Source organism: Laspinema palackyanum D2c (assembly GCF_025370875.1).
Lineage (GTDB): Bacteria > Cyanobacteriota > Cyanobacteriia > Cyanobacteriales > Laspinemataceae > Laspinema > Laspinema palackyanum.
Map to the genome: position 1 here is coordinate 22335 of NZ_JAMXFD010000007.1, position 25769 is coordinate 48103.

A 25769-nucleotide genomic window follows, 5' to 3' on the forward strand; every position below is an offset into this window, starting at 1 on the left:
CCACCTACAATTACGACAATTGCTCCAAAAAATGTACCTCCTAACGGTGGTAACTACTATATGCAACGGAAAGATTTTTTACCTGTTAGTTTTAATATTGCTTAACAAATATTTTTTATCTAAATTATTATTCTTTGGTTTGAAATCTGGTTTATCTAGGCTGGCGAGAACAATATTTAATGGCTATTTTTTAAACTTGATTCCCCTTAAAATACTTGCGAAAGTTTGGCAATTTATCCTGAAGCCCAAGTTTATATCTGGAACAATTACTAAGCAACCACTTTGTATAAATAGTGGAATTAGCCAACCTCTAAAGTATAGGTGAGTACCCACTTTCCAATGTTTAACTCTAATATAGACTTACCCCCAGTTGCCACTACAGAGATATTTTTCTGCCAAGCTCACCAAGCGAGTGAAGTTCGGTTAGAACCCAAAAAACCAACGGATATTTTTACTTATCTAGGCCAAAACATCGAGGGTGACTCTTTCAACTCCGTAGAAGATCTGTCTGAGCAGTCTTTGGGGGATGACACTGCCACCCCTGCGACAGTTTCTAAGTTGGATCCTTTAACCTCAAAAGAGAATTGCTTAGATTTTTCTAGGGGTTTTCCAATCAATATCCAGAGCCGTTTAGAAGAAGTCAATGGAAATTTATTGGATAGAGAGCAATTAGACTTAACTGTAACAGACCCTCCAGCATCGCTAATCGTAGAGGAGGAAACTTCTATCCATTTAGGGAACGGGGTAGAACTGGATAGAGTTGAAATTTTAAGCGGCTCAGATTCAAATTTAACGGGGTCAGAAAATTTCGCCATTGCCACAGAAACTGAGTCAACGGTTCCCGAGTCCCTTACCCAAACCCAGGAATTTGAAGAGATTATCTCCCCAGTTTCTCCGCTTCGGGTGGATTTTGTGCTTCCCGAGTCGGTGGAGGAGATAGAGTCTCAACCCACTCCCCTGCCGGAACCCCTTCCAGAAACCGACTTACCCACTCCCCTACCGGAACCCATTCCAGAAATAGACTTACCCACTCCCGTGCCGGAACCCCTTCCAGAAATAGACTTACCCACTCCCCTGCCGGAACCCCTTCCAGAAACAGACTTACCCACTCCCCTGCCGGAACCCCTTCCAGAAACAGATTTACCTACTCCCCTGCCGGAACCTTTTCCCGAAATGAATTGGCGGGAGAATAGCCTAGAATCTCTTGATTCTACGGCTCAAAGGTATCCATTTATTGTAAATCCCACCGATAGATTAACCTTTGACCTTCAGAGTTTTCGGCCCTTTAGGGATGAAAACTATTCCACCCTTGATCTGAGGTTTGCAGAAAATAACCCACTTTTCAATAAAGTGACTTTTGCCAATTTTCCCAAAGAGGATCAGCTTTATTGGGTATTAGAGGGTAATCGGGTGGTGCTTGAAACCCGAGGACTACAAGGGGGTGCAGTCTATCAAGGGCGGGAAACCATGACAGAACTCACCCAAAGCATATTACTCCAACAACAGTTTTGGGGCCTACAAGCGGTTTGGTCTCTCCCTCACGTTCTAGAAGATGTGATAGGAGCAGGGGAAAACAACAATGAATTTGCAGTTCTTGCTGTAGCTGCACAGTTGACTACTCCCCCAGGAATACCTGCCGGAGAAGTAATGATTAACAGCGGCCTGAATCGGGACAATAATACCACTACCCCATTAGTGCCTAATTTAGGAATTGCTTCTACCCATCACCCCGATGGGGGTGGAGCGCTCTTTGAAAATCTCGATCCAGCCGTTGCTCCTAGATTTCTTCAAGCTTTTCCCACAACCAATCTAAAACCCTTATTAAATAATGGGGTGTCTTTACGAGACGGTGCAATTATCCCGGCAGAAAATTTAGCAGAAGCCGGGATTGGCTTTATGAATTTAGACACCGGAGAAGGATTTGACTTTAGTGCGCCCTTCACCTCAGATCCCGGTCTTAAAATTGGACAGCCCGGAGGAGGAATGAATTTAGATTTATTGAATGTCATCGTCAATCCTGTTATGACCCCCAGAGAAAGAGAGGTCCGGTATCTCAATTCTTTAGCCTGGTTCTCCCTGGGCCAAACTATGGTGGGGGATAGTACAGAAATTGATAGTCAAGAAAGTAGCGATTGGTATCGTTTTTACTTTTCTGCTCCGCACAAGAGAACTTCAATAGAATATGATGCTCAAGAAATTCAGGCGACCTATCGCAGTATTTTTAGCAATCCTGGCGTATCCTTTAGCGTCTCTTTTGGAGCTGATGATAAGATAGATGAAATTCAATTTACTCATGCCACTCTCGGTTTAGGTCTGGGTTTTATTTTTGCAGGACTGGAAAACTCGCATATCGATGAATCCCTCAATGAAGCCCATATTGCCTTAGAAAATGGAGAAGGTTTTGCGGATTTAAACACCGTCGCTACCCCAGAACAAAGGAGGCAAATCAATCAACGACTTAACCAGAATCTCTTAAATACCGAGCGAGCAACCAAGCTAGACCAACTCTCAGGCAACTATACATTTCCTAGCACGATTACCCCAAGCACCTCGAATCTGGTCCAGGTGAGAACAGGACTATATAAGCGACGGGTTGATTTTTTATCGCAAGAAATCAGCCCCTTTCGAGAGGTTTCTAACTTTTTCTTGGATCTAGAACTCTCTAACCAAGATTTTGGAACCCTGGGCTTTATTGGAGTTTTAAACCCAACCGAGCAACCCAGAAACACCCCTATTAATCAATCTTCAGCCGTAGAAGTGACTTTAATTAACCCCGATGGTCAGCAGTTTGTTCAGCAGTTTAGTTCCCTTCAAAATTCTGTCGTTCCTCTCATGGCAGGAAAAGCGTTTGATGTTGCTTTTGACTGGCTTCGGATTGGACAATTAGTGGAACGGGATATAGAACAACAAGCCTTTGTGGGCGAACTCTATTTACCCAGCATCGAAGTCGTGACATCGGGAACCAATGGTAATTTGAATTATGGCGCAAGTTTGGGGACTTGGCTAAATTTAACCCCTGATTCTGCCGGTTCTGTCCAGAATGAGCTCGGACCGAAAGAACCCGGTTTAGGTGTTTATTTTAACGGCATGACGAATTGGACTTCTCAAGAGATTAAATTCGATGAAACTAATCAACCCACTGCGATTGAAACCCAGGGTCCATTTTTTAATCTGGATTGGAATAGCGCCACCAATCGTCTGAATGCGTTTCAAGTCAGTGCGGGTTATTTATTTTCTCATCAAGGTCTAAGTTCGGGTTATTCGGGGGTGGCGGCTTTGGCTTATATTCCCTATGCTATTAATGGGATAAATCCCCAAAATAATAACGGAGAAGTGTTGGGAATCATTAATTCGCAATTAGCCACCGGAGAGGGATTAACGGTGAATACTAATTTTGAAATTGGAGAAGACTTCTTTTTCGACCTCAAACTGACCCAGAAAGTTATTGATACTCTTTCCCTAGGGATTTATTATCAAAATTTTAATACGATTAATCTCGGTTTAGAGAGTCGAACCAATAATTCTTATTATGGTTTCCTCTTGAGATATTTAACGACCGATGAAAGGGTCATGTTTGATGCTCAATTGGGTCACTCCGCCAATGGGTTTGATGCTCGAATCAACTCCAACTTACGATTTAATTTTTAACCCAAATTCAGCACTTCAGGGTGTATTCTATTATGCTATACCAGGAACACAAGCTACGCCGCACAGACAGCGGAGGACAAGTGCAGGCTTTACGCACTCCAAAAATGTACCTCATAACTGTGGGAAACGCTATATCCATGAGGATGTGATGGCAGTGATTGCTGTTTTACCCCCCAGGGTTGGGATAACGACTGAAGTCGTTACTACGAACGGGGATTTAGTCCAGATTTCTATTTTGATTGGGGACGATGAAGCGTAAAATAGAGAGGATAAAGATAATTAAAAATAGGACTAGGCCAATGCTACAGGCATAGCCAATTTCTAATTCTGCAAATGCTTTTTCATATAAATAATAGACGATAGTTTTAGAACTATTTCTCGGTCCGCCTTGGGTCATGATGAAGACTTCTTCAAAGACTTTGGTGGCGGAAATGGAGGAAATGACGGCGACTAAGAGGAGATAAGGAGTCATTAAAGGGACGGTGATATCCCAGTGTTTTTTGACTCCATCGGACCCGTCTAAGGCGGCGGCTTCATATAATTCTGGGGAGATAGATTGTAGTCCGGCTAGGTAAATCATCATGTAATATCCCAATCCTTTCCAGATGGTAACTGCCATGACACTGAAGAGGGCAAGTTCGGGACTGGTGAGCCAGGGAATGCCGGAACCGCGTTGGACTAATCCTAGGGTTTGGAGGATTTGATTCAATAATCCGTTGTCTGCATACAGCCATTTCCAGGCGATTCCGGCGACGACGATGGAAATAACCACGGGGGTATAATAGGCGGTTCTAAACCAGTTCATTCCGGGGAGTTTTCCATTGACTAAAATGGCTATTCCTAGGGGTGCAATGACGAGGATGGGAACGACGCAAGCGAGGTAAAGTAGGGTGTTGCGGAGGGTTTGCCAAAAAATGGGGTCGGTCCAGAGGCGTTGCAGGTTGGCAAGTCCGACCCAGGTGGGGGCTTGGGTTATATCATATCCATAGCGGGTGAAGCTGAGATAAAAGGCTTGCAAGGCGGGCCAAAATACGGTTAATCCTAGGATAAAAAGGGCGGGAAACAGAAAGAAATAAGGAGTAAAAGAAAAGTTTGGTTTTAGGATTTGAGAGAGGGAATTTTTCAGCATTTAAGGGGAAATGAGATGAAAGGTTTGAGGGAGATAGTTTGTTTCGGCCAAGGAGGTAGAGCCTAGTTTTGGGAAATCTTGAGTTGGATATTATTAATTATTAAGTCTGCACCTTATAACAGTGTTAACCGCTATATTTCAGCTAACATCACATCGTAGGATGGGGTTTGGAGGGGAATTTTGACGATAAAGGTGCTGCCTCTGTCGATTTCACTTTCTATTTCGATATGACCTCCATGTAGTTCTACACATTTTTTGACGATCGCTAATCCTAATCCGGTCCCTCTAATTGTACCCACATTGGTAGCTCTTTGAAAGGACTCAAAAAGTTGTTGTAAGTCTTGTTGGGGAATGCCAATTCCTGGGTCTTTAATCCGAAAAACTACGAGGCTTTCGGGTTGCTGTAAATTGGGGGTGATGGGTCTGGATTCGGTGCTGAGTTCTAGGGTAATTTCGCCGCCTTGGGGGGAGTATTTGATGGCATTGGAGAATAAATTGTTGAGGATTTGGCGCAGAAGTTGGGAATCCATCAAGGCGGAAATTTTCTCGGTGTGGGCGATTAACCGAATGTGATGCCGATCGCCCGTCGTCACGTTCATCTGTTCCACGGACCTTGTGCAAAAATCCACTAACTCCATCGGATGCGGTTGAAACTCCAAATGTCCGCTTTCAGCTTGCCCCACTAAAGTAACATCTTCTATCATGCCGGTCATATATTCAATCGCCGTTTTAATTCGCTGATAATGTGTTTCTTTCCGGTCTTCCGGCCAGGTATCACTATAAACTTGCAGCAATTCAGCGGAGGATAAAATAACACTCATGGGCGTCCTAAACTCATGAGAAATTGTAGTAATTAATCGACTTTTAAACTCACTTAATTCTGTTTCTATTTCTAATAATCGCCTAATTTCTGCTTCGGCTAAGGCCCGTTCTTTAACTTCGGTTTCTAAACGAATTCTCTCTTTTTGTAAAACTTCCGTTGCTTTTTTAGAAGTAATATCTCTAAACACATAAACCGCCCCAATGATTTTATCATTTTCTCCGCCAATGGGGGCAACGGTATCATCAATGGGAATTTTGCTGCCATTCTTAGCAATTAAAACTCGTTCATTGGGAGTTTCCCCCAAGTTTTCTGTGGGTATTTCCGCAGTTCCCAACCGTTGGGCGATCGCCGCTGACATTTCATTAGTAATCCGAAACACTTGGCCAATTTCCTTCCCCAAAGCTTCCGCTTGTTTCCACCCCGTTAACGTTTCAGCCACGGGATTAATAAACCGAATCCGTCCCATCTCATCCGTAGCAATCACCGCATCCCCAATCGAGCGCAAAGTGGTGGCAAACCACTCCTTACTTTGTTTAAGTTCCTGTTCGATTTGATGACGGTAAATCGCCATATCAATCGTAGACTTTAAACTCCGGGCTTCCAGGGGCTTAATTAAATACCCAAAAGGAGTAGTGAGCTTGGCCCGTTGGAGAGTATCTTCATCACTATAAGCCGTCAGATAGACGACCGGAATATTAAAGCGATCGCGGATTTGTTCAGCAGCCGTCACCCCATCAATGCTGCCCTCCAAATGAATATCCATCAACACCAAATCCGGCTGTATTTCAGCCGCTGCGTCAATCGCCTCCTCACCGGAAGCAACCGCCACAGGAACCTGATAACCTAAATCTTCTAAAATCGTTTGGATATCTAAGGCAACAATCCCTTCATCTTCTACCACCAAAATTGTCTCGTTACTCATGTCTCTCCTCTCCCAACTGATGATGTTTGGCCGAAAAGACAATCTGAAAGGCAGTCCCGCTACTCCTGTCCAACTCAATCGTGCCTTTGAGTTGTTTGACTAAAGTATTAATCAACTGCATCCCCAAAGAGCGGGTTTTCCGAAAGTCTACCTCACTGGGAAAGCCAACCCCATTATCCCGAACCCTCATCATAAACTCTTGTTTGCTGTCATCACCCTGCTCTTGGAAAGTGCGATGGAGGGTAATCTCGATCGCCCCAGTCCCATTCGGGGGAAACCCATGTTTGAGAGTATTACACACCAGTTCATTCACAATCAACCCACAAGGAATCGCCGTATCTACACTCAGAAAGATATCATCAATTTGAAGATTCAGGCTAATCCGCTGGGGACTCGCACCATAAGACCGAAACAAATGGATGCATAAGGTTTGAATATATTGAGAAAAATCCACCTGAGCCAGATCCCGAGACTGATACAGTTTTTCATGGATGAAAGCGATGGATTGAATGCGGTTTTGGCTATCTTGAAATAAGGTCCGGGTTTCTCCATCCTGAATGCTTCGAGATTGCAGGTTAAGCAGACTCGAAATGACTTGCAAGTTATTTTTCACCCGATGGTGAATTTCCTTGAGGAGGACCTCTTTCTCTCGCAAAGACGCTTTAAGTTGTCCTAGGGCTTTTTTCTGCTCGGTAATATCATACATCGAACCGACAATCTCTAAAGGATTGCCCTCGGCATCGCAAACCAGACGCCGTTCATCCCGCACCCAACGGTAAGTGGAGTTTTGGTGTCTGACGCGATATTCATAAATCTCTTGAGTGCGTTCTTGCAGACGAAAGATGTGGGCAAAAAGCCGTTCAGCGTCGTCAGGATGGATACACTCAAACCACAAATTAGGATTATTTAATAATTGCTGCGCCTCATAACCGAACTGGCGTAGGATATTTTGACTGATGAAGGTCAAGGCATAGTCTCCGGTGGGCTTACAACTATAGATAATCGTAGGATTCGTACATAGCAAATATTCTAGCCGTTCTTGAATCTGGCGCAGAGCTTGTTCTGCTTGTTTGCGTTGGGTGATATCGAGGACAATAAACCCCACCCCTCGTGCCTGACCCTTGTTCAGGGGAACGGGAAAGTAGCAAGTTAGCCAATGATGGAGAACTCCCGGTTGACAGGGCTTTTCACTGGAGAGTTCCAAGTTAAGAATCGGGGTCCCGGACCGCAATAGTTCATCCACTAAAGATTGAACTTGGTGGGTGACATCGGGCATAATTTCATTCACGGTTTTCCCAATATGTTCCTGGGGGGATAAACCATGAATTTCAGCCAGGGCTTCGTTGACTTGGATAAACTGCATTTGATCATTGACAATTCCCAATCCGAGAGAAACACTAGAACTGGCTTTAAAAAATGAATTCAGCAGTTGTTCGCGCTCAAAAATTTCCGTTTCTAAGCGCTTGCGATCGCTAATGTCCCGACCCTCAGCAATTAACTGAATCACCCGATCGCTATCATCTCGCACCGGCTTAATCGAGACATCAATGGTCACCCGTTGGTTCTGGGGCCCAAAAATTTCCACCTCATCGCGCCATAACTCTCCCGCCGCTGCCTGGGCGATCGCCCCACGAAAACGATTGGCCCCTGGAATCAAACAGAACTGGCGTTCACCTTGAGACTCGGCGAGACTCTCTCCCAGTTCATCGGGCTCCGTAGGTTGCCAACAGGGACAGTCCCAAAATTCTCGCCCGATGGGATCCGTCCCCGCCAATCCCCAGACTTCCAATGCCCTCTGGTTGATCTCCAGAATCACCCCCTGGGGACTCAACAAGGCCATAAATTGGAACGTTTGGTTAAAAATCGCCTGAAAGCGTCTTTCCGAGAGAGCGATCGCCTCTTGTGCTTGCTTGCGTTCCGTAATATCCCGGGCCACTCCATCCATGCGGAACCCTTGGCGAGTGGCATCATAAAGTAAATGAGCGCGGTCCTCCAACCACCGGACCTCCCCATCGGGTCTGATAATCCGATACTCTAGATCCTGTGACCCATGCACCAGTAACGCCTCGGAAAACTGCCGAACGCGATCGCTATCCTCCGGATGGACCACCCCCCGCCACAACGCTGGATGTTCAAAAAACTCCTGGCGAGACCGTCCATAAATTCTCTCAAAAGCCGGATTCAAATACAACAATTCCCCACTCTGCGCTGAAGCGGACCAAACCACATCATTCAGAGACCCCAAAATACTCTCCAAACGCTCCTCACTCTGTCTGAGGGCCGACTCGACCTCCTGACGACGGGCAATCTCCCCTTGCAATTGTCCAATTAACTCGCGCAGTTCAGCAGTTTGCACTTGCACCCGCTGTTCCAACTCTTGATTAATCTGCTGTAGCGCCGCTTCCGCTTCCTTTCGCCCCGTGATATCCCGATCAATTCCCCGATACCCCACTAATTTCCCCATCTCATCAAAAATTGGTATCCCACTGCTTTCCAACACCACCACTGAGCCCTGTTTGTGCAAATTCACCCGTTCCTTGCAGCTAAACGGTGCCGGTTGAGTCGCCAGTTGCTCAACCCAGCGCCGTTCTTCCTGGGCCCATTCCGGCAGAATCCAGGCATCCAGCCGTTTCCCGATCGCCTCAGCCGGTTCATACCCTAAAATCTCTGCAATTCTAGGACTGCTATAGGTGTATCTCCCCGCTGCATCTATCTCCCACACCCAATCCGTCGTGGTTTCCACCAACTGCCGATACCGATCTTCACTCTCCCGTCTTGCCGCTTCTGCCGCTTTGTGACGGGTAATATCGGTGGTAATCCCGGCAATCCGGTACAGATCTCCGTGATCGTTATAAACTGGAAACCCTCGCGAATGCACCCAACGCAGAGTGCCATCGGGCTGCACAATCCGATTTTCCAGTTCCCCAGAAGCCAGCACCTGCTGGGGCCAATTCTCCCAAATCGGTTGCCCTTCTTCCCAATAAAAACTCTCTTGCAAGATCCTCAGATAATTCCCCGATTCCCCGGCTTCCTTGCTCTCTAATTGCTCTCGGGAAATCCCCCATACCGTCTCAAAGGCCGGACTCATATAAATCAACTGTTTCAAGTCACTGGAAACCAGCCAAAAGACTTGCTCAATGGTTTCTGCAATCTGACGGAATCGTTCCTCACTAAATTGCAGTAATTTTTGGGCCAGTTGCCGATGGAAAATTTCTGCTTGCTGCTGTGCCAATGCTTTTCGTAAGGCTACGCTAGAAAAGGCGATCGCCTCTTGAAATGCCGCTTTCTGTCGCTGTTGCTCCGGGCTTCTCCCCCGTTGGCTAATTTCTAGTCCAGAATTGAACGGGGGTACTCTCTCGGGCCCTAGCACCACCGGATTGGCATCAGTCTCAAAACCCCCACTCCACCCTTGGAGAATCTCAGTGGGAGTTACAATCCCAACCCATTCCCCGGTTGCGGCAACAATCACCCAATGTCTGACCCACGCCTCCTGCATTTGATCATGAATCTGTTGGAGGGAGTCCTTGGGCTGTCCAAATAACAAGGGTTGACTCATCACCTGGGATGCCGGAGTATTTGCCAAGTCTAATCCCAAGGCCAGGTATTGGACAATATCTCGCGGGGTAATAATGCCAATAGGAAATAAGGGATTTAATCGGTTCTCTGGGGTCAATTCCGGGCTGGATCTTTCTTCCCCACTTTGACAAATCACCACAGAACTACTGCGATGAGTTGCCATCTGTTCAATCACCTCTAAAATCGAGGCTGTGGGGGAGACCGTGGCGATCGCCGGACTCATTCCTTCCTCTGCCCGTCGGTCTTCCCTCCACTCCCTCGCGGGTAACCCTCGGTGCAGACTCTCATGGGTGACAACGCCGAGGAGTTTTCCTTGACTATCCTGGATGGGCAAATACCGAATTTGATGCGCTTCCATATAGGAAAAGAGCGAAAACGGATCGACCCAATCAGTCACTTTGAGCGGGATGATAGATTGGGTCAACACCTCGGAAATGGGCCGGGAGTCTTCCCAGAGTCCAGCCGCTGCCAAGGTGACTAAATCCTCCTCCGTAAAGAGACCATAGCCTATTTGCGGCTGATGGGCCAGGGAAGGGTCTAGGACTAAAACATAGCTCGATCGCGCTCGGTTCATCAGAGCGATCGCCCTTTTTAAGGAGAGATTGGGTGCAACTTTCAACGGGTGGCATTCAATCCCTTGATTCAATCGGAAGTTTTGGCGATCGCTCATCTTCAGGAAATTTTGCAAACAGGTTTGTTCTAGCGCACCAACGGTTTTTCAAGTCTTCTGATTCAGGACAGGTTGCCTCGGGCATTGGTCCCTTATTAAATCAGGCGGACGGTAACCCAGTTTTTTGCCCAGACCTTGGTGCTAAATAGCAGAAATTTTCTCAACAAACCGGGTAACAGTCTGGGGGATCTAAAACTGTACCTGCATCCTAAAGACAAAAGGGAGCAAGACGCTTCCTTGCTGTCCGAGGGAGCATCTCTTGCTCCTACTTTGTTGAGAAATTGGCCCAGGCATTTAGAGGCGCTATAGAGGGGAGATAAATCCGATCTGTACAGGAGGCAGTTCGTAAACTGCCTGTTCTACCGATCGAGTAGTGTAGATTCAGAAGTCTTGCTCATTCTTCTTCACTAGAGAAACTCAGGTCAATCGGCAGAACCACATAAACCGTCGTTTCTTGATTAGGGATGCTCTCAATGGTTAATTTTCCCCCATATAATTCGGCGAGTCGTTTGGCGATCGCAATTCCCAAACCCGATCCTTGTTGTTCATAAAGTTTGCGATCGAACTGAATATAGGCACCGTGATTGGCAATTTGCTCCCGAGTCATGCCTCGACCTCGGTCGGTTACTGATAGGGTATAGGATGCAGTCCCACTCACCTCTCCCTTAACGGAGATCGGCGTCCCCGGTTCAGAATACTTGCAAGCATTATCCACCAGTTCTTCAACAATTTTATAAAGGTGAGTTTCGGAAATTTTGACGAAGGCGTTTTCGATATCAATCTGAATATCAGCTTCTCGACCGGTCTGTTTGGCTTTTTCTCCAACACTCTTGGAAATAATACTGAGGGTCCCACTGATCGCCTGGTCGCGGAGATAGTCCAGGCGCTGAGGTTGGTGAATGGCAATTTCTAGTTCAGCATAGAGTAAATAATTTTGAACCAGCCGATACAATCGCTTGGCGGAAATTCGGATTCCTTCTAACATTTCCTGGATCTCGGCTTTATCGTAGCTATCTATATCCTGCAATAACAGTTCTGAATAGCCGAGAATGCCATTCATGGGCGTCCGCAATTCGTGAGGGAGGGCCTGGGCAATACTGTTGGTTAATGCTTGTAGTTTTTGTTCGGTGTTTTTTTGACTGATGTTCTGTTTTTCCAGACGGGTGGAAATGGCGCAGAGAATTTCCTGTCGGTTGAAGGGTTTGGTTAAATAATCATCGGCACCGAGTTCCATGCCTTTTCGGGTATCCCCTTTTGCCGCTTTGGCGGTGAGGAAGATAAAGGGAATCATGGCGGTTGCTGGGTCCTGACGCAATTCGGTGAGGACGCCGTATCCATCGATCTCAGGCATCATGACATCGCATAAAATCAAATCAGGCAATTTTTCTTTGGCTAATTCAATTCCTTGGCGACCATTTTCAGCGGCGATCGCCTCAAAATCTTCCGCGTCCAATAAATCCATGAGATTTTCGCGAACCCCGGTTTCATCTTCAATCACTAAAATTTTTGTCATGGGCTTTACCAAAAGTTAGGTTAATGGCATCTTCAGTCAGCAGACTTGACAACGGGAGCATCTAAATTTGAACAGTTGGCCCTCATCCCCCGGTGTCCCTTCTCCGAAAAAGGGGAGAAGGGGATGGGGGATGAGGGGGTGAGGGCGACCTGGTTAGGAGATGCTCCCGGGGAAATCGTCCCGAAGGTTGGGCGATCGCCCGCTCAATCTTGCCTGTTTACTCCGTGAGATGGGGTAGACTTTGAGGTTGCCCCTCCAATCGCTTGCCTTCTTTGAGCATTCGTTTAAATTCCTCCGCCTTCACCGGGCGACTAAATAAATAACCCTGAATGTTATCGCATTTATTTTCATACAAAACCGCCAATTCTTCAGGGGTTTCCACCCCTTCGGCAATAACTTTTAAATTTAAAGAGTGAGCCATTTGAATAATTGCATTAGTTAGGGCCGCGTTAGTGGAGTTCGTATTGATATCCTGAACAAAACATCGGTCTATTTTCAATAAATCAAACGGAAATTGTTGTAAATAACTTAAAGAAGAATAGCCCGTTCCAAAGTCATCTAAAGAAATTTGAACCCCCATGGATTTTAATTCCTTCAATTTAGCAATAGTCAGTTCAACATTTTGGACTAAGATACTTTCCGTAAGTTCTAATTCTAAATAACTAGGGTCAAGTCCACTTTGATCTAAGATCCGAACTAACCGTTCGCTCAGATCGACTTGATTAAACTGCCGAAAGGAGAGGTTGACCGCCACTCGTACCGGGGGCAATCCCTCAGATTGCCAGGATTTAGTTTGATTGCAAGCGGTTTGGAGGACCCATTCCCCGATGGGAGCAATTAAGCCCGTTTGCTCTGCCAAGGGGATAAATTTCACCGGAGAAATCATTCCTTGTTGAGGATGGTGCCATCGGACTAAGGCTTCCGCTCCCACGATTCGCCCATTTTGCAGCCCAACAATGGGCTGATAATACAGTTGCAATTCTTGTCTTTCTACGGCATAGCGCAGGCTGGTTTCCAGGGTGAGGTCATCTAGGGATTCGCCTTGCAAGGTGGGGGTATAAGATTGAGATTGATTCCCGCCCAATTGTTTGGCATAAGACATCGCCACCCCGGCATTTTTCATCAATTGGTCCAAGTCTTCCCCATCCTGAGGGTAAATACTCATGCCAATGCTGGCGGTGATAAAGATTTCGCGGTTCTCTAAGCAGAAGGGTTGGGTCAGTCGGTCCAGGAGGGGTGGGGCGATCGCCTCCGGTATCGGGTTAGAGGTAGAAAGGGAGGAAGAGTCCCGAGGGTCTGAGAGAGTGCGGCGATCGCCTTTGTCCGAACCCCATGCCAGAACGATCGCAAATTGGTCCGTATGCAGTCGCGCTAGAATATCCCCCGGGCGGACCGATTGGCTCAATCGCTGGGCGACTTCCTTCAGGAGGCGATCGCCAAAGTCATGACCCAGGGTCTGATTGATCCGCTTAAATCGGTCTAACCCAATGCATAAAATCAAAATACAGCGGCCTTCTTGAGCGGTGCGATCTCGCAAGGATTCAAACTGCTCTCGGACTAACAGTTGATTCGGCAAATTCGTCAGGTTGTCATAATAGATAGAATCCGAGCGCTCAGGCTGCACCGTCGGCACTGGAGCGACTGCGCGGCTCTGTTCCCGAGCGTAACCCTGATATAAGGCATCATGTTTGATCAACCTCGCCTCGATCGCCCCTAACAACTCTTTGCGTCGAAACGGTTTCGTCAAATAGTCGTCCGCCCCCAAATTCATCCCTTGGCGGATCTCCGTTTTATCCCCTTTTGCCGTTAAAAAAATAAACGGAATCGTCGCCGTCACCGGATTGTTCCGCAGGGCCGCAAGGACCCCATAGCCATCCAGTTCCGGCATCATCACATCGCATAAAATCAGGTCGGGCAGGTGTTCCTCTGCCAATTGGACGCCGATGCCCCCATTGCACGCTCCAATCACCCTGAAATCCACCGTATCCAGAATTTCGAGAATGTTGTTACGGACTAACTCTTCGTCCTCAATCACTAAAATTTTTTTCATAACCCGTTCAGTAGAGCTTTCACATCCTGTATTTTGGGAGAGTCTTGGTTTGCTATCCGGTGGTTAGAGTTGAGACAATACCGATCATTCTGGTGATTAGATTTTCCCAGATTTTGGCGCTTCATTCTCCCTTTGGGATAATTTAGTCCTGATGGCTCCCTCTGCATCGAAGTTAGTAGCGTTTATTCGGTGGGTTTTCCAAATTGCCTCCCAATAGGTTAAACTTCCGTAACAAGGTAAAATTATCTGCCGTCAACAAATCTTGCAACTCCGAGACTTGATTGATCAAGTGAATTTCTCGCTCGAATTCTTCTTGTAAAATCTCCAGATACCGTTCTGTAGAGGTCCCCGGGGGTGTATTCTTGAGCATATGAATCGCCAAATTAATCTTGGAAAGCGGATTTCGTAAATCTTCGACTAATTTCTTCAACAGGCCATCTTTGGTCTGACTGAGTTCTTCTAGCTCATACATTTTAGCCTGCAATCCTTCCGCTCGCTGACGCTCTGTTGCGTACTGCTGCATCACCGCCGCTTGTTTATTTAGCCTGGTATTAATCGCTTCTAACAAATCTTTCCGGCGGAACGGTTTAGTGATATAATCATCGGCTCCTAAATTCATGCCTTGGCGCAAATCTGCATGATCGGCTTTGGCAGTCAGAAAAATAAACGGAATCGTTGCCGTCACAGGAGACTCTCTCAATTGACTTAACACCCCATGTCCATCCAGTCCAGGCATCATCACATCGCACAGGATCAAGTCGGGGAGATATTTCTGAGCTTGGGCGATACCTGCGAGTCCATTTTCAGCACCAATAACTTTAAAGCCCCCTCCTTCAAGGATTTCCAAGATATTCGTCAAGACGGCTTGTTCATCTTCAATCACCAAAATTGTTTTCATCGGTTATGCTCCAGTTGCTTATCTGGCTTTAAATATAATTTAACTCGGTCGGTTTTATCCCTTAAAGTCAACTTAATAGTTTCTTTATTTATGGAATCACCCCGGGATTGGCAATTGCTTTTTGCCAACAAGTAACTGTTGAAAGTCATCAGGTTTTAAGGGCTTACTGAAAAAATAACCTTGCATTGCATGACAGTTAGATTGACACAAAAATGTCAATTCAGCACGAGTTTCCACCCCTTCAGCCACGGTCTTGAGCTTGAGAGAATCGGCCATTTGAATGATAGCCTGAGTCAGGGCCGCATTTTTAGGATTTTGGTCAATCCCATCAATGAAGCATCGGTCAATTTTTAACGTATCCAAGGGGAGTTTGTTCAAATAGCCCAAGGAAGAATATCCCGTGCCAAAATCATCAATAGAAATTTGAATCCCTAAGGATCTAATCTCCTGTAAGCGCCGGATCGTCTCTTCAACATTGTGGACTACCATGCTTTCGGTTAATTCTAATTCTAACCATTGTGGATCCAGTTCGGTTTGGTGGAGAATAGCCACTAAGCGCTCCATCAGGTCAATTTGATTCAATTGCCGAATGGAGAGGTTGACCCCCATTTTGAGCAAGGGGAATCCTAAATTAGCCCAGGCTTTTGCCTGTCGGCAAGCGGTAAGGAGGACCCATTCCCCTAAAGGGATGATCCCGCCGGTTTCTTCGGCTAAGGGAATAAAATCAGCGGGAGATACTAAACCCCATTCCGGATGTTGCCAGCGGACTAGGGCCTCAGCCCCGATAATCTGACCGCTGATTAGGTCCACCTGGGGTTGATAGTACACCTGGAATTCTGATCGTTCTAGGGCATAATACAGGCTGGTTTCGAGGTCTAAACGTCGGTGATCGGCCACCACGGGTTCAGGGCGATAGAATTGATATTGATTTCCCCCGTTGCGTTTGGCGTGCTCCTTGGCGGTTTTGGCGTTTTCGATGAGCGCATCAGAATCGGCACCATCTTTGGGATAAAAACAGATCCCGATGCTGGTGGCGATCGCAATTTCTTGACCCTCCACCACAAAGGGCCGAGATAACCCATCGCGCAACGTTTGAGTTTTCACCACCACGCTTTCCACGCTCTCGAGACCCCTAGGAATCAGGACAAAGGTATTCTTAGTAATATGTGCGAGTAAATCCCTGGGTTCGCTAGATTCCCTCAAGCGTTGTCCGATCGCCTTGAGCAACTGCTGGACTTTAAGGGATCCTAAATTTTGTTCAATCCGTTTCCATCGGTCTATTTCTATACTCACCACAACCACCAGTTCACTGGTTTCCATCTGGGGAGGATGATTGCTGATCAGTTGATGCAGGTGCGATCGCAATTGCCGCAGGTTCGGCAACCCGGTGGTTTCATCAAAGTTCAGCAAGCGATCGCACTGCTGTTGTAAAATCTCTAGTTCTTTCCCATACCGCTGTTGGATGGTTCTCGATTTTTTCAGCCTCGTGGCGATCGCTACCAGCAACTCTTCCCGAGTAAACGGCTTGATTAAATAATCATCCGCCCCTAACTCCATCCCCTGTCGCCAATCCTGACGGCTGGATTTCGCCGTTAGAAAAATAAACGGAATTGTCCCGGTACTTAGGTCTTCCCTTAACTCAGCCAGAACCGCATATCCATCCAATTGTGGCATCATTACGTCACATAAAATGAGGTCTGGAACCTCATTTTTTGCCCGGATCACCCCCACTTCGCCATTTTCTGCGGCGATCACGTCAAAATCTTCCTCTTCTAGTAGTTCAATAATATTGCAGCGAACTGATTCCTCATCTTCAATCACTAGAATTTTCGTCATAGTTATGGTGTAACGACCTCCAAGCGGTATCGATAGCGGTTACCTCCCCATTTTTACTGTTTTAAGAATGAATAACCTTAAGCATTGCCCCGTTTGTACTCCCTCTCCCCTTCTGTTTGAAATAATGCCCCAGAATCCTCTTCTCATCCGACTCAATCAAGACGACAATTTCTGTGCCCACCTTGAAGTTTAGTAGTGGTGGTCCAAAACTCTAGGCATTGGTCCGTCGTCAGTCCCCTCACCGTTCACCCTGGGCGATCGCCCCATTTCTCCGGGGGTCACCGGCGGCCTCTATCTCCCCATCTGCTCTCATTCTAACCCCATTCACCCCGCCAAAAAACATATTTTTTTCCGCCCATTTTATGACCTCTTGGGTCTGCTGCGGCATCAGATTCGATAAAGATTCCAGTTCCTCTCTCTCCATTCCCGGTTCCAGATGAAACACCCCATTTTCCCAATGAACCCGAGGAGATGCGATCGCCTCGGCCAAATCCATCTTAAAATCAATCACATTACAAATCACTTGTAAAATCGCCGTCCTAATCCGATTAGACCCCCCGGAACCCAACACAATTTCAGGGCGATTCTCTTTCAAAACCATCGTCGGGGCCATCATCGAAGAAAGCCGTCTATTTTCCGGCCATTGATGAAATCCATTCGGGTTTAAATCCGCTTCTCCCAGCATATTATTCACCATAATTCCCGTTCCGGGAATCATGTAGCCAGACCCTTCTCCATTGGAAGTTGTCACACTGGCCGCATTTCCTTCGCCATCCATAATACTAATATGAGTCGTACTCCCCAATCGATTACAATCCGACTGAAAAATGCTCAAATATTCATCGCAATGTTCCCCGGATAAAAACTCCTGGGCAAAATCAGGAATATAGAGATTTTCATCATAGCCATTGCTGCGCGCTAAATTGGTTAAGCGCATGACATCGGCTAAGTGCTGTAGATGGCGACAACTCCCAAAACGCAACTCTTGGAAATCCACTGATTCTAATAACTTTAAAGCAAAGGCAATCAGCACCCCTCCCGAACTCGGGGGAGGATTGGTCAGAAAGGTTTCATCGCGATATTGAGTGACTAACGGTTCTCGTTCGATGACCTGATACGCGCTTAAATCTTCCCGAGTTAAGTAACCGCCATTCCCTTGAGAATCTTTAACGAGTTGTTCAGCGATCGCCCCGTGATAAAACTCTTCAATTCCCGCTTCCGCTAAATACCCTAAAGTCGCCCCTAAATCTTTCAAATAAATTTTATCCCCCGCTTCCAAGGCAGTTCCCTGGGGAGCATAAATCTGTTTTCCTGCCGGGGATGCGGTTAAAATTGGATTAAGAATTTTTAATAAATAGGCTTGAAAAGAATTGAGAACCACCCCCTCGGTGGCATAATGAATAGCGGGTTCAACCACAACCTTAAAGGGTAACCTGCCTAACTTTTGATGAACCGCTAAGACCCCGGCGAGGTTGCCGGGTACTCCCATCGAAGCCAAGCCAATATGGAACTCCTGCACCGCACCGCCAAAATCAACGGGAACGGGATAGAAATCTAATTCCTGAGCATTGCGTTTAGAACGAGGAGTTTGGACAAAAAAATCAAACAGGAGATTGCGATCGCCCGTATGGGCCAGAAGAAACCCCCCACCGGCTGCCGAAGTCAAGCCCGGTTCAGCCACGAAAGATGCTAACATAGCGGCAACCGCGCCATCAAAAGCGTTGCCACCCAATCGCAACATTTCAATTCCGGCTTCGGCGGTACAGGGGTGGCCAGCAGCAATCATTCCTGGGGTAAATTGGCTCATTAAAATGGTTAAATTGCGATCGCAATGATGAGAGGTTAGACCCTAGCAATCATAGCAAAAATATTGATAAACTCAGGAAGTTAGTCAGATGATCTTCAACTCAACTCGGACTCGGCTGGAAACCCTAAAAAGATGCTAATCGCCGTCATCATCATTAACGTAATCTTATCTCTAGTTTTCTTCTTCGTGGCCTGGAGACTGTGGAAACTCAAACAGACGATGAACCAGGTTACCAAATCGATCTTGAATGCCGATCGCGTCACCTACGATGTCCTCCATGCCACCCCTGCGGCATTAGCCAAAGGAGAACTCGGGACTCGCAACTTACGAACCCAATATCAGCAAGTCGAGTTACAACTGTTGCGCTTGCGACAGATCGTGCAACTGCTGAGTTTGGGACAAACCGCCTGGGTGCGTCGGTCCATCCTCAATCGGCGACCCCGAAAGCAAAAGCTATCCAGGACCTTATAAACATACCTCAAAAGATAGAAATAATAGTAAACAGACCCGCAAGTTAAGACAAGGGCTGACTATTGCTGCAAAAGCCACCTAGAATGTCAATAAGGTTAGAAACTAACTAAAATGGGCAAGAATCGTTCGGTAATTTTTATGGGCGGAATGCTCCTCGGAGCCGCGATCGGGACCCTCAGCGGTTTGCTGGTGGCCCCCCAAACATCCCGCCAGACTAGGCGCATCTTGAAAAAATCGGCCCAAGCGCTGCCAGAAATTGCAGAAGATGTTTCCAGCAGTGTGCAGATTCAAGCCGATCGCCTTTCAGCATCTGCCTTGAAAAATTGGGATGAAACCCTCGATCGCCTCCGAGATGCGATCGCCGCAGGGATTGAAGCCACCCAACAAGAGCGGGAAATCCTGACTAAACCGGAAGTCGAGGTATCCTCCGAGGCGGGCGATCGTCAGCCGTAATGTTGGCCCAAATAAGCCCCATTCCCGATTCTAGCCACCCCTGAATCCTTCCTCCTAGAACCCGACTTGTGACAGACCCTTTGTTTTGGCTTGGACTTTCGTTTTTACTCGTTGCTGTCAGCCTGATCCTCGTGCTACTGGCGGCACTTCCGGCATTGCAGGCGATCGCCCGCGCCGCGCGCAGCGTCGAAAAATTAGCCGATACCCTCTCGCGGGAATTTCCCCCCACCCTCGAAGCGATTCGCCTCACCGGGATGGAAATTAGTGACCTCACCGATGATGTCACCGAAGGCGTTCAAAGTGCCAGCAACATGGTTAAAGAAGTTGATCGCAGTCTTGGCAGTGCCAAACAGCAAGCCAAAAAAGTCCAAATTACCACCCGCAGCGTGTTTACCGGCATGAAAACCGCCTGGAAAACCTTTACCCGGACCCCCGAACGACCCAGCAGTTCCCATCGCCGTTCCGTCGATCGCTTACCCCCCGGACAACGCAAACCCTTAGAATTTAACGAGCGCGCAACCCCCCAACCCTATTCTCTTTCTGAAGATCGAGAAGACTCCAACGAAGACTACTCAGATTAGAAATTAACAATCAAAAATTATTAAAAAACCTACAACCGGCGAGGGTTTCTCACCCCTGCCGGTTTCTTTCTCATTAAGTTTTTTACCCTTAACTGCCTCTTGTCCCCTCCCCTGTGTCTTGGTCCGGGTTAGGGTGGGGTCCTCCTGACCTGGCGATCGCCCCAACCCTCTCCCCCCAGTGGTCCTTGCCAGAACTCGCAAACTTCAGTTACCCTATTCCTGCATAAGGATAAAGTTTTAACCCCCCTGCCAAAATTTTGGCGGCTTTAAAACCGACTTCAAAAATTATTTCAAACCCACTCCATCCCCCCGGAAATTGCAATTATGCCCTCCAAAAAACGTAATCGTGAAAACCTCCCCCCTTGGCTGAGTTTATTAGAGAAATTAATCGCCATTATTGCCTTAGTTAACTTAGCCCTCGTCCTCTTTGACCTCAGCTACGTTCCAGGGCGAGACTTCTACCTCCGGGGGGATTTATTTTTAGAAAGATTTAGAACCACCAAACGGGAAAAATATTTAACCAAAGTCGATCGCCTGCAAGTCCTCTTACAGCAAAATGGATTAGACGACCCCCAGGTGGAACCCTTACTCGCCGAATTAAGGGAACAGAGTATTCAACTCGTCGATGAAGAACGATTTCGAGTCACGGGCAGTTATGGAGCCTTAGAAGAAATCAAAACTCGCATGGAAACCGCAATGGGGGCAGAAAATGCCACCCAAGCCTTCCTAGCCTTTTGGAATCGTGAATACTTAAATGCCGTCGGATGGCGGCAAGCGATGGATTTTTTTAATCGGGATATCCGATTTTTAATGACCTTTTATGAACCCCAACTGTTTTATGATGCCGTTAAAGGAATTGAACCTTATCGGGACACCCAAAACTATCTCCTCCTCGTTGATAGTCTGACCGTTGAGTTACAGCGGGATGGGTTGCAGTCGGACCGAGTAGAACCTTTACTGGGGCAATTGCGAGACCTCAGTACAGCGATGATTAACCAAAATTTCTTTGAGCGGGCTCATAAAAATGGCACCTTAGAAGAGATTAAAAATAATATGCGCCGACATATTTATTCCCGCACCGAAGCGCGTCCCCAAGGTCCGCGATTGATTCTGGATGTCATCGAACTGTTAGCACCGGAAGTCCTCTGGGCAGACAAATCTTCTAGCAATGCTTTCCGAACGTTCTGGAGTCAGGAAAACTTCCAGGCCAACGGATGGGAAAATGAATTAGTCTTTTTTAATGAAGAGATTCGCTTTTCCATGCAATCGAATTATTTTAGGCATTATGGGATTGCCAATGAATATATTGATCGGTTTTGGCTGATTGATATCTTTTTTATGGCTATCTTCTTTGTGGACTTGTTATTTAGAAGCTGGTTAATTGTGCGCCGCCATCCCAATATGACGTTAGAAGGGGCGATTTTATGGCGATGGTATGATTTGATTTTGCTGATCCCCTTTTGGCGATGGTTGCGGGTGATTCCCGTGGTGATTCGACTCAATGAAGCCAATATCCTGAACATCGAGTGGGTGCAGAAACAAGCCCGCTTGGGGTTTGTGGCTAACTTTGCCAAAGAACTGACGGAAGTGGTGGTGGTTCAAACCATTAATCAAATGAAAGGGAGTGTTGAAAGTGGACAACTAACTCGGAGTTTATTAGAACCAGCGGAGAAAGAGTATATCGATATTAATGATATTAATGAAGTGCAAGCGATTTCTAGTCGATTGTTAGAGATTACCGTTTGTCGAGTTTTGCCGGAAGTGCAGCCGGATTTACAGGCGCTGCTGTCTCATCAGATGGAAAATACCATGAAATCCTCGGAGTTATATCGGAGGATTCAGCAGTTACCGGGGTTTGGGGATTTATCTCATCAAATGGCGGAACAGTTAGTCAAACGGGTATCCAGGCTGGTGACTGAGGGGCCAGAAAATGCTTATGAGGCGATCGTTCATGCACCCCCGGATCCAGTGGGGGAAAAATTAACTCAGCAACTGGTGGAACATTTCGGTAGTGCGTTGCGAAAAGAATTGCGAAGAGAAGATACCATCGGGGAATTTGAGTATTTGATTTCGTCCTTACTGGAAGAAATTAAGGTTAACTACGTTCAACAAATGGAAGAATCAGACCCCGAGGACCTGTTTGACGAAACGGAAGCCATTCGCAAACGAGCGAGTAGCAATATCAAGCTACCTGGAAAGAAAAAGAGGGGGTAGAGGAGTGAATTTTGTCGGTTGTCATTTGTCAAGAGACTAACAACCCATGACCAATGACCAACCACCCATGACCAGTTGAGACGAGATTCGGTCAATCCCTGGGGAGATCGTGTAAAATGGAACAAGAAAGGTATTCAACCACTAGATAGTTGAGAATAGGGGGCCGAACGGCCTGACTATCGGAAAGCGTCTACTTCCTCCAGAGTGCGTTCAGTGCAGTTCTGAGAGGGGGGATGGCGATCGCCCCTGTCTAACCGGAAAATTCGCTCCTAAAAGACTGGCAGCTCCCAAACCGTAAGGATTTAATCCTATATTTCCCAGGCATCTGCGGATAATCGGATATAATATTCGACAAGAGTTGAAAATGGAGCAGCCACTCGCGCCCGAGCTATGATTTTTCCGCCCTACCTTTGAGACTTCCGCTTTTGGTTGCCGAGGTGACGTGGATTCTTGAGTCTAAGAGGGTCCGAGTCTAATCATCCTCATCGACCTTAAACCATCAACCGCTTTTGGAATCTGTCTAAAAGCTTTGCGGGATACCGCCTCTATCACCTTTGACGGTGATAGTGCTATCGTCACATTGTCCGGCGATTTCCGGACAAATGTCGCGTAAATGTATCAGTTATTTCGCTTTGAAGTGGGTCAACCCCCACTTTTTTTGTTCAAATCTGTCTCATGACTCATCCCCTGATCCCTGAAATTATCGAAATCGCTACCCCCATCGCCGAGTCTCTCGGATTAGAAGTGGTGGCAGCGGTCTTTCATACCAACCTGAATCCGCCCGTACTGCGAGTGGACATCCGCAACTACAGCACAGACACCAGTTTGGATGACTGCGAACGCATGAGCAAGGCGTTGGAAAGCAGCTTAGACGAAGGGGAGTTAATCCCGGACACCTACGTTTTAGAAATTTCCAGTCCTGGAATCTCGCGCCAGCTTACCACCGACCGAGAATTTATCTCATTCAAAGGGTTTCCCGCAGTCGTGGAAACCCTGGAACCCTATCAGGGGCATACAGAGTGGAAAGGTAGACTCGTGAAGCGGGACGAAACTGCTGTTTATCTCAACCGTAAAGGTCGAGTCACAGCAATTCCGCGACCCCTCATCAATAAAGTACAACTCGTAGATCGAGAAGAATAACCAAGGACGGATTCGCATCAGCAAAGGCAGGCAAGATCCCTAGGGGGTTGGTCCAGAAGCGGGAAGACAACCGGATTTCTTGACCTCATCTCTACTCATTAGCAACAAATGAGGGGCAGAAACCTGGTTTCTTGTCTGATGGGTCTAATACCCGATGCTCTAGGAGATTCTGAACAAAGCGCGTTTGGAATCCTCGTCCTGTTATCTCTAACTCTAAATAGAACAACGGAGGCAAGTATTATGGCAATGGTCAGCCTCCCCGGACTCCGGGAGATGATTGACAGTATCTCTCAAGAGCGAAACTTACCGAAGCAAGCCGTGCAAGCGGCACTGAGGGAAGCGCTTTTGAAAGGATACGAGCGCTACAGGCGCACGATTAGTATGGAAAAGATCCATTTCGATGAACACTTCTTCGATAATTTTGAAATCGAACTGGATATTGCAGAAGAAGGCTTTCGGGTCCTCTCTACAAAGACCATTGTGGAATTGGTCAGTAGTGGGGACCATGAGATTTCTTTAAAAGAGGTTCAGGAAGTCGCCGACGAAGCTCAACTGGGGGATACGGTGGTTTTGGATGTGACCCCAGACCAACGAGAATTTGGTCGAATGGCTGCGATTCAGACCAAGCAGGTGCTCCAGCAAAAGCTGCGGGATCAACAGCGCAAGATTGTGCAGGAAGAGTTTGAGGACTTAGAAAGCACGGTGTTGCAAGGGCGAGTCCTGCGATTCGATCGCCAGTCGGTGATTCTGGCCGTGAATAGTGGGTTTGGGCAACCGGAAGTGGAGGCGGAACTGCCAAAACGGGAACAGTTGCCGAACGATAATTATCGCGCGAACACGACTATCAAGGTGTACTTGAAGAAAGTGCGGGAAGGCCCCAGCCGAGGCCCTCAGTTGTTGGTGTCTCGGGCGGATGCTGGGTTGGTGGTTTATCTGTTTGCCAACGAAGTGCCGGAAATTGAGGATGAGGTCGTGAGGATTGTCGCCGTAGCGCGGGAAGCCAATCCTCCCTCCCGTCATGTGGGACCCCGGACGAAAATAGCCGTGGATACCCTAGAGCGGGATGTAGACCCGGTGGGAGCCTGTATTGGAGCGCGGGGATCGCGGATCCAAGTCGTGGTCAACGAATTACGGGGAGAAAAAATCGACGTGATTCGGTGGTCACCGGATCCAGCGACTTATATTGCGAATGCGCTGAGTCCGGCTAAAGTGGATGAAGTCCGATTGGTGAATCCCGAAGCGAGACAGGCTCATGTTTTGGTTCCCGAGGATCAGTTGAGTTTGGCGATCGGGAAAGAAGGCCAGAATGTCCGTTTGGCAGCACGGTTAACTGGATGGAAAATTGACATCAAGGATAGTGCGAAGTACGACTACGATTCTTCTTATGAGTCCTCTAGGGTTCAATCTTCCTACGAGGAAGAAGAGGACCTGGAGGAGGAAGTAGAGGAGTTAGATGAGCTAGAGGAAACTTCGACCGCCAGTTCAGTGCAAAGAACGGCTTGAGGTTGAGGGGAAATCGCCCACTGCGCTTTCAGTCTGAGGGAAGCCTTCGGGATAACTAGAAGGCATCCAGGGGAACTATGGGAGGGAGAACTCCCCAGGGAGCTTGGAGTAAAGCATTGGGGAAAGACGCTCATAGGGGGACTTGACCCGAAGAAGCGTCTCTTGCAAATCCGATTCAATTCGTCGGAAGGACAAACCGAAGCGCCGTCATCTCATGAAACCAAACTACCGACGTTGTATTAGTTGCCGTAAAGTTGCACCGAAAGAAGCCTTCTGGCGTATCGTCAAACTCTACCCATCGGATCAGGTACAATTAGATACAGGTATGGGGCGTTCGGCCTATCTTTGTCCAGAAGCCTCTTGCCTGAAAACGGCTCAAAAGAAAAATAGACTGGGGCGATCGCTTAAAGCAGCGGTTCCCCCGGAACTGTATTCCAACCTATGGCAACGGTTACCCCTGAGCGCTCAATCCGAGCACCGGGGAGCAACCCCAACCCAATAACAACCCCAACTCAATTAGACCTCCCGGAGTTAT

At 47.3% G+C, this 25769-nt stretch carries 16 protein-coding genes and 1 pseudogene; 9 read left to right on the top strand and 8 right to left on the bottom strand.

Going from position 1 to position 25769, the window contains the following annotated elements; all coding sequences use genetic code 11:
• The first annotated feature begins 339 nt into the window (after positions 1-339).
• The gene (locus NG795_RS10975; RefSeq protein WP_367288713.1) at positions 340-3648 is read left to right on the top strand and encodes a hypothetical protein; all 3309 of its coding nucleotides are present in this window, start codon (positions 340-342) and stop codon (positions 3646-3648) included.
• A 217-nt stretch (positions 3649-3865) separates the two neighbouring features.
• Here NG795_RS10975 and NG795_RS10980 read toward each other — a convergent pair whose 3' ends face one another.
• The 8 genes from NG795_RS10980 to ggt all read right to left on the bottom strand — a co-directional run bounded on the left by NG795_RS10980 (position 3866) and on the right by ggt (position 18872).
• Positions 3866-4777, bottom strand: coding sequence for a carbohydrate ABC transporter permease (locus tag NG795_RS10980; RefSeq protein ID WP_367288714.1), 912 nt, complete (start codon positions 4775-4777; stop codon positions 3866-3868).
• Positions 4778-4908: 131 nt separating this feature from the next.
• Entirely contained in the window at positions 4909-6522 is a 1614-nt protein-coding gene (locus tag NG795_RS10985; protein WP_367288715.1) for a hybrid sensor histidine kinase/response regulator, read from the bottom strand.
• Positions 6515-10786: a PAS domain S-box protein gene (locus NG795_RS10990; protein WP_367288716.1), complete on the bottom strand. Its 4272-nt coding sequence runs from the start codon at positions 10784-10786 to the stop codon at positions 6515-6517. The genes NG795_RS10985 and NG795_RS10990 overlap by 8 nt, the downstream gene beginning before the upstream one ends.
• Before the next feature lie 376 nt (positions 10787-11162).
• Positions 11163-12281 (bottom strand): hybrid sensor histidine kinase/response regulator, encoded by a 1119-nt coding sequence (locus NG795_RS10995; RefSeq protein ID WP_367288717.1) that lies wholly within the window; start codon positions 12279-12281, stop codon positions 11163-11165.
• A gap of 217 nt (positions 12282-12498) precedes the next feature.
• Positions 12499-14331 carry an EAL domain-containing response regulator gene (locus NG795_RS11000; protein WP_367288718.1) on the bottom strand — a complete coding sequence of 611 codons (1833 nt, stop codon included), beginning with the start codon at positions 14329-14331 and terminating at the stop codon, positions 12499-12501.
• Positions 14332-14503: 172 nt separating this feature from the next.
• Positions 14504-15229: a response regulator transcription factor gene (locus NG795_RS11005; RefSeq protein ID WP_367288719.1), complete on the bottom strand. Its 726-nt coding sequence runs from the start codon at positions 15227-15229 to the stop codon at positions 14504-14506.
• 96 nt (positions 15230-15325) lie between these two features.
• Positions 15326-17065: a putative bifunctional diguanylate cyclase/phosphodiesterase gene (locus NG795_RS11010; protein ID WP_367288720.1), complete on the bottom strand. Its 1740-nt coding sequence runs from the start codon at positions 17063-17065 to the stop codon at positions 15326-15328.
• Positions 17066-17303: 238 nt separating this feature from the next.
• Entirely contained in the window at positions 17304-18872 is a 1569-nt protein-coding gene (ggt, locus tag NG795_RS11015) for a gamma-glutamyltransferase (RefSeq protein WP_367288721.1), read from the bottom strand.
• A 219-nt stretch (positions 18873-19091) separates the two neighbouring features.
• On the opposite strand from ggt, the gene NG795_RS11020 reads away from it, so the two are divergent.
• The 8 genes and pseudogenes from NG795_RS11020 (at position 19092) to NG795_RS11055 (ending at position 25736) form a co-directional block, all read left to right on the top strand.
• The gene (locus NG795_RS11020; protein ID WP_367288722.1) at positions 19092-19343 is read left to right on the top strand and encodes a hypothetical protein; all 252 of its coding nucleotides are present in this window, start codon (positions 19092-19094) and stop codon (positions 19341-19343) included.
• 111 nt (positions 19344-19454) lie between these two features.
• Complete coding sequence (locus NG795_RS11025; protein ID WP_367288723.1) at positions 19455-19796, top strand: YtxH domain-containing protein; 342 nt, start codon at positions 19455-19457, stop codon at positions 19794-19796.
• A gap of 68 nt (positions 19797-19864) precedes the next feature.
• The gene (locus NG795_RS11030; RefSeq protein WP_367288724.1) at positions 19865-20377 is read left to right on the top strand and encodes a DUF948 domain-containing protein; all 513 of its coding nucleotides are present in this window, start codon (positions 19865-19867) and stop codon (positions 20375-20377) included.
• Between the two features lie 324 nt (positions 20378-20701).
• Positions 20702-22591, top strand: coding sequence for a hypothetical protein (locus NG795_RS11035; protein ID WP_367288725.1), 1890 nt, complete (start codon positions 20702-20704; stop codon positions 22589-22591).
• A 505-nt stretch (positions 22592-23096) separates the two neighbouring features.
• Positions 23097-23204, top strand: a pseudogene (locus NG795_RS11040) (RNA-guided endonuclease TnpB family protein); the annotation flags it as partial.
• A 62-nt stretch (positions 23205-23266) separates the two neighbouring features.
• On the top strand, positions 23267-23731 hold the full coding sequence (gene rimP, locus NG795_RS11045) for a ribosome maturation factor RimP (RefSeq protein ID WP_367288726.1): 465 nt from the start codon (positions 23267-23269) through the stop codon (positions 23729-23731).
• 240 nt (positions 23732-23971) lie between these two features.
• Entirely contained in the window at positions 23972-25234 is a 1263-nt protein-coding gene (nusA, locus tag NG795_RS11050) for a transcription termination factor NusA (protein ID WP_367288727.1), read from the top strand.
• A 214-nt stretch (positions 25235-25448) separates the two neighbouring features.
• Positions 25449-25736, top strand: a complete 288-nt coding sequence (locus tag NG795_RS11055) for a YlxR family protein (RefSeq protein ID WP_367288728.1) — start codon at positions 25449-25451, stop codon at positions 25734-25736.
• Positions 25737-25769: the final 33 nt, after the last annotated feature.

Bases quoted from the DNA above. Each gene is read 5' to 3' on its own strand.
- NG795_RS10975 (WP_367288713.1), top strand. From the start codon at position 340: ATGTTTAACTCTAATATAGACTTACCCCCAGTTGCCACTACAGAGATA.
- NG795_RS10980 (WP_367288714.1), bottom strand. From the start codon at position 4,777: ATGCTGAAAAATTCCCTCTCTCAAATCCTAAAACCAAACTTTTCTTTT.
- NG795_RS10985 (WP_367288715.1), bottom strand. From the start codon at position 6,522: ATGAGTAACGAGACAATTTTGGTGGTAGAAGATGAAGGGATTGTTGCC.
- NG795_RS10995 (WP_367288717.1), bottom strand. From the start codon at position 12,281: ATGACAAAAATTTTAGTGATTGAAGATGAAACCGGGGTTCGCGAAAAT.
- NG795_RS11000 (WP_367288718.1), bottom strand. From the start codon at position 14,331: ATGAAAAAAATTTTAGTGATTGAGGACGAAGAGTTAGTCCGTAACAAC.
- NG795_RS11005 (WP_367288719.1), bottom strand. From the start codon at position 15,229: ATGAAAACAATTTTGGTGATTGAAGATGAACAAGCCGTCTTGACGAAT.
- NG795_RS11010 (WP_367288720.1), bottom strand. From the start codon at position 17,065: ATGACGAAAATTCTAGTGATTGAAGATGAGGAATCAGTTCGCTGCAAT.
- ggt (WP_367288721.1), bottom strand. From the start codon at position 18,872: ATGAGCCAATTTACCCCAGGAATGATTGCTGCTGGCCACCCCTGTACC.
- NG795_RS11020 (WP_367288722.1), top strand. From the start codon at position 19,092: ATGAACCAGGTTACCAAATCGATCTTGAATGCCGATCGCGTCACCTAC.
- NG795_RS11025 (WP_367288723.1), top strand. From the start codon at position 19,455: ATGGGCAAGAATCGTTCGGTAATTTTTATGGGCGGAATGCTCCTCGGA.
- NG795_RS11035 (WP_367288725.1), top strand. From the start codon at position 20,702: ATGCCCTCCAAAAAACGTAATCGTGAAAACCTCCCCCCTTGGCTGAGT.
- rimP (WP_367288726.1), top strand. From the start codon at position 23,267: ATGACTCATCCCCTGATCCCTGAAATTATCGAAATCGCTACCCCCATC.
- nusA (WP_367288727.1), top strand. From the start codon at position 23,972: ATGGCAATGGTCAGCCTCCCCGGACTCCGGGAGATGATTGACAGTATC.
- NG795_RS11055 (WP_367288728.1), top strand. From the start codon at position 25,449: ATGAAACCAAACTACCGACGTTGTATTAGTTGCCGTAAAGTTGCACCG.